Here is a 3966-nt window from a genome sequence, read left to right on the forward strand (position 1 = left end):
GTGCATCTTTAAAGTTCGTTTTATAGATGGCAGAGTTTATTGCTGCGTTTGATGTATGTAACTATTATTACTAGCTATTCATCTACCACTTCTATCCCACTTGGACAAATTTTTGCAAGTGGGTTGTTGTATTCTTGCTTGCATTTTTCACACTTTATGACGCCTAGTTCTGCACTTATCTGCTCAGCGTTGTAGCAATGCGGACAAACTACGTAGCCATCTTCTTGCGTATCTACTCCGATAGCTTTGATACTTGGGTCTTGATAGTCGTTAAAGATTTTTCTAAATTCGCTTTTACAAATTTTAAAATCAATAAACCCAGCAAATCCAAGCAGATAATTTCTAAAAGCAAAATGGTATCTCTTATCTTTTTCTCTAAAATTTAGATCATCTTCAAAAATTTCTTGCAAATCCGACCAAAAATTTTCATAATTAATATTTTTTGGGGCAATGCTTAAGACATCGTCTATCCTAACAACATTCCATCCATTTGGGATACTGCCATCAATAATATCAAAAAGCTCGGCATTAAATCCGCAAATACCATCAAAATCATCCTTGTTATACACAATAATAAATTTTACCTTGCCTTCATACATCTCTATCAGCAAGACATCATAAATAGTATCCTTTTCAAGCCGATCAAATGCACTTATCTCGCGAAGCTCAAGCGATGAAATATCAACACCCGCTTTTATTTTTACTTTCATTTTTTACCAAATTTATTTTTATATTCCAAATCATGGCACACTTTTAATAACACTAGCGTTAAAAATTTCTATAGCTATTTTTGCCTATGCGTATTTATACCAATAACGTATTATGTTTATCATCTCATTTTTAATAAAATCATGTTATTAAAATTATTTTGATTTTTATCTACGTTATGTTCTAAAAACTTCAAATACAGATATTTCACACTATCATCACTGCAGCTACGGCAAATCCGCCGTCGTGAGTTATACTAAGGCTTGCTTCTTTGATATTAAAATTTGTATAAATTCTTGGGCTAAATTTTATCTTTGGTGCATTTTTTGCGTCTTTGCTGAGCACAATGTCCAAAAAGCCACACTCTTTGCTGATACCCACGCCAAGGGCCTTACTAGCTGCTTCTTTGGCTGCCCAAAATCCAGCCAAAGTCGCATCATTTTTTGCTAGCGCGATCTCATCATCACTTAAAAATCTCTTTAAAAAAAGCTCGCCGTGACGAGCCTTTAGTCTTGAAATTCTATCTATCTTAACGATATCGATGCCTATCATTGCACCACAAAATCAGTAAAAAATATGTTTTTGATGTAGCCATCATTTAGCACTTCATTTAGCTTGCCGACGATCTCGTCTTTTAGCCTATCCTTGCCCTTTGCAGTGCTTACTTCTTCGTAAGTTTTAGATGAGAGCGTTCTTATGATGATATCTCTTAAAAGTGCCTTTTTCTTATCAAGCTCAGCAGTTAGTAGCTCGTCGCTTTGCTCCAAATCAATCTTCGTTTTAAGAAATCTTGATCCGTTTTCACTAAGTAAATTTACGACAAACTGATCAAGCGGATATATCGGTCCCATGTTCGAATAGTCGTTGCCACCGCGTTTTGCTTTGTTTTGAGCGGGTGCTGGTTGAGTTTGAGTCTGAGCTGGTGTTTGCGCCATATTTGCCTCTTTTGGCTCGTCTGAACTAAGCATCAAAAACGCCACTAGCCCTCCGATAACTAGTAATAAAACAAATATCGCGATGATGATTATCATCAAAGCGCCATTGCCACCTTTTTTTGCTTTTTTCTCTTCAACTTCTTCAGCCATCTTTCCTCCTTTAAGTTTTGGCTATAATTATACAAAAAATTCGCAAAAATGAGAAAAGATGATACATAAAACCAACGCCGCTAGGCTTTTAGACAAGCTAAAAATAGAGTATGAGATACTTGAATACGAAGTCGATCTAAACGATCTTTCAGCCATTCACGTAGCAGCTAGCACCAAGCAAGATATAAAGCAAATTTACAAAACGATCGTCTGCCAGTGCGAGCCTAAAAATTTTGTCGTTGCCTGCGTGCAAGGCGACCTGGAGCTTGATCTAAAAGCACTTGCTCATGCGTGCGGGGCCAAGCGCTGCGAGCTTATAAACTTAAAAGACCTAGAAAAGATCACCGGCTACATTAGAGGCGGCTGCTCGCCACTTGCTATGAAAAAGCACTTTGCGACCTTCATCGACGAGCGAGCAAAAGAGCAAGAGTACGTGCTAGTAAGCGCAGGCGTGAGAGGCAAGCAGATAAAGATAGCACCAAATGACCTTTTGAAGGCTTGTGAGGCGGATTACGCTGATATCGCCAGGCTAGCTCTTTAAAAACTCTATAAATTTAAACTTCTCGCCTAAAAACTCTGGCGAGAGTAGAAATTTTGCCTGTTTGGTGACATTTTCATAGGCTTGCTTGCTGCCTTTTTCAAGCACCAAAGATAAAATTTCATCCACGCCAAGATCATTAACCAAAGCATCATTTTGTTTTTTAAATTTAAGCATCAAAAAGCCAGCCATAGAGAAAGCCTCTTTTGCCTGCTTAAAACACAGGCTATAAGTTAGATCTGAGCTTTTAAAATATGGCGCAAGGTTTGAAATTTCAAACAAAGAAAAAACTTGATGATCTTTAAAAACTCTTAAGCTAAACTCATTTTTTGGCTCAAATTCGCCGTAGTCAAAGCTTAAAAATCTCACCTTTTTTGCCGCATTTGCAAGCTGGAGCGCAAATTTGGCATAGCTAGTTGAAATTTCACCCTTTTTTATGCCAAATTTCTTTGCAAGGGCTAGTAAATTTTGATCCGCTTTTTGCCAGTGAAATTTTAGATCGCTATCCACAAAAAGCATATTATCTGCGTCTATCACTTCGCAGCTAAATGCATCAAGTAGCTCATTTGAGATGACAAAAATTTCATCAAATTTACACTCATCTAAATTTTCATAGTGTTTTATTTTTATCTCATTACCAAAGCGGTTTTTAAATGTTTCAAGCTGTTTTTTGCGTAAAATTTCATGAGGTTCGATGATGATAAACTCTAAATTTGGCAAAATTTCTGGCTCAAGCGTAAAGATGCCCTGCGCGAAATCAGCCAGCATATCGCCTGAGTTTGCGCCGATCTCCACGACCTTGCAAGAGCTAGAAATTTCGCCATTTTTAAGTAGTTTTATAAAGTAGTTTGCAAGGCAGGCGCCAAAGAGGTAGCCAACGCTTACATTTGTGTAAAAATCGCCCTTCTTGCCGATATCCACACCAAATTTATAGTAGTTTTCATTGACCCAGATATCAAAAAACTCGCTAAATTTCATAGATCAGGCAGCTTCCAGCCTCTATAAAATGCAAACATCCTGACCGTGATACCAGCAGCTAGCAAAAGCATGGTAAAAAATATGTTGGTAAGACCCAGATGATAGAGGATAAAGTAGGCAAGCCCCACGCCAAGGCTTATCGTGCCGTAAAGTCCTGTGCGTAAAAACCATGGGACTTCATTTAGCAAGATATCTCTTAAGATACCGCCGCCAACGCCGTTAAAAAAGGCGATCATCATAACGCCAAAGATGTTGTAGCTATACTCGATGGCAACCATCGCTCCAACGATAGAAAAGCAGATAACGTCGATCGCGTCGGCAAAGATAAAGACAAATTTCTTCTCCAAACCATCTCTTTTTATATGTAAATTTGTGATCCTAGATGCGACAAGCATAAAGATGACGACGCTTACTGGCATGTAGTGAGTGAATGAATAAACTGCCCTGCCAACGAGCATATCACGCACGATACCGCCTCCAAGTGCGGTCAAAAATGCGGACAAAAAGACACCAAGCCAGTCACACTCCCTCTTTACTGCAAACAAAAAGCCACTAAGCGCAGCTGATGCGATACCAACGTACTCCACAAAAAGTATTAAGCTCATATTTTTTCCTTAAAAATGGGCATTTTATAATGAAATCTCATAAAAGTTCATT

Annotated in this window: 6 protein-coding genes; 1 reads left to right on the forward strand and 5 read right to left on the reverse strand. The window is 38.2% G+C overall.

Translation table 11 applies throughout. The features are described 5' to 3' along the window. Positions 1–74 precede the first annotated feature (74 nt). The 3 genes from Q0296_RS00485 to fliL all read right to left on the reverse strand — a co-directional run bounded on the left by Q0296_RS00485 (position 75) and on the right by fliL (position 1793). Entirely contained in the window at positions 75–710 is a 636-nt protein-coding gene (locus Q0296_RS00485) for a hypothetical protein (protein WP_298035634.1), read from the reverse strand. Between the two features lie 205 nt (positions 711–915). Next, complete coding sequence (gene acpS / locus Q0296_RS00490; protein ID WP_298035635.1) at positions 916–1260, reverse strand: holo-ACP synthase; 345 nt, start codon at positions 1258–1260, stop codon at positions 916–918. Next, the gene (gene fliL / locus Q0296_RS00495) at positions 1257–1793 is read right to left on the reverse strand and encodes a flagellar basal body-associated protein FliL (RefSeq protein ID WP_002942267.1); all 537 of its coding nucleotides are present in this window, start codon (positions 1791–1793) and stop codon (positions 1257–1259) included. The genes acpS and fliL overlap by 4 nt, the downstream gene beginning before the upstream one ends. 58 nt (positions 1794–1851) lie before the next feature. Here fliL and ybaK point away from each other — a divergent pair, with 58 nt between their 5' ends. Then, complete coding sequence (gene ybaK, locus Q0296_RS00500) at positions 1852–2334, forward strand: Cys-tRNA(Pro) deacylase (protein WP_298035636.1); 483 nt, start codon at positions 1852–1854, stop codon at positions 2332–2334. Here ybaK and Q0296_RS00505 read toward each other — a convergent pair. Both Q0296_RS00505 and Q0296_RS00510 read right to left on the reverse strand, forming a co-directional pair. Continuing rightward, positions 2323–3309, reverse strand: coding sequence for an SAM-dependent methyltransferase (locus Q0296_RS00505; protein WP_298035637.1), 987 nt, complete (start codon positions 3307–3309; stop codon positions 2323–2325). The genes ybaK and Q0296_RS00505 overlap by 12 nt on opposite strands. Further along, complete coding sequence (locus Q0296_RS00510; protein WP_021088495.1) at positions 3306–3914, reverse strand: TRIC cation channel family protein; 609 nt, start codon at positions 3912–3914, stop codon at positions 3306–3308. The genes Q0296_RS00505 and Q0296_RS00510 overlap by 4 nt, the downstream gene beginning before the upstream one ends. Positions 3915–3966: the final 52 nt, after the last annotated feature.

Source organism: uncultured Campylobacter sp. (genome assembly GCF_937890585.1).
Classification (GTDB): domain Bacteria; phylum Campylobacterota; class Campylobacteria; order Campylobacterales; family Campylobacteraceae; genus Campylobacter_A.

Excerpts from the sequence above, each read along its gene's own strand:
- Q0296_RS00485 (WP_298035634.1), bottom strand. The coding sequence starts at position 710 with ATGAAAGTAAAAATAAAAGCGGGTGTTGATATTTCATCGCTTGAGCTT.
- acpS (WP_298035635.1), bottom strand. The coding sequence starts at position 1,260 with ATGATAGGCATCGATATCGTTAAGATAGATAGAATTTCAAGACTAAAG.
- fliL (WP_002942267.1), bottom strand. The coding sequence starts at position 1,793 with ATGGCTGAAGAAGTTGAAGAGAAAAAAGCAAAAAAAGGTGGCAATGGC.
- ybaK (WP_298035636.1), top strand. The coding sequence starts at position 1,852 with ATGATACATAAAACCAACGCCGCTAGGCTTTTAGACAAGCTAAAAATA.
- Q0296_RS00505 (WP_298035637.1), bottom strand. The coding sequence starts at position 3,309 with ATGAAATTTAGCGAGTTTTTTGATATCTGGGTCAATGAAAACTACTAT.
- Q0296_RS00510 (WP_021088495.1), bottom strand. The coding sequence starts at position 3,914 with ATGAGCTTAATACTTTTTGTGGAGTACGTTGGTATCGCATCAGCTGCG.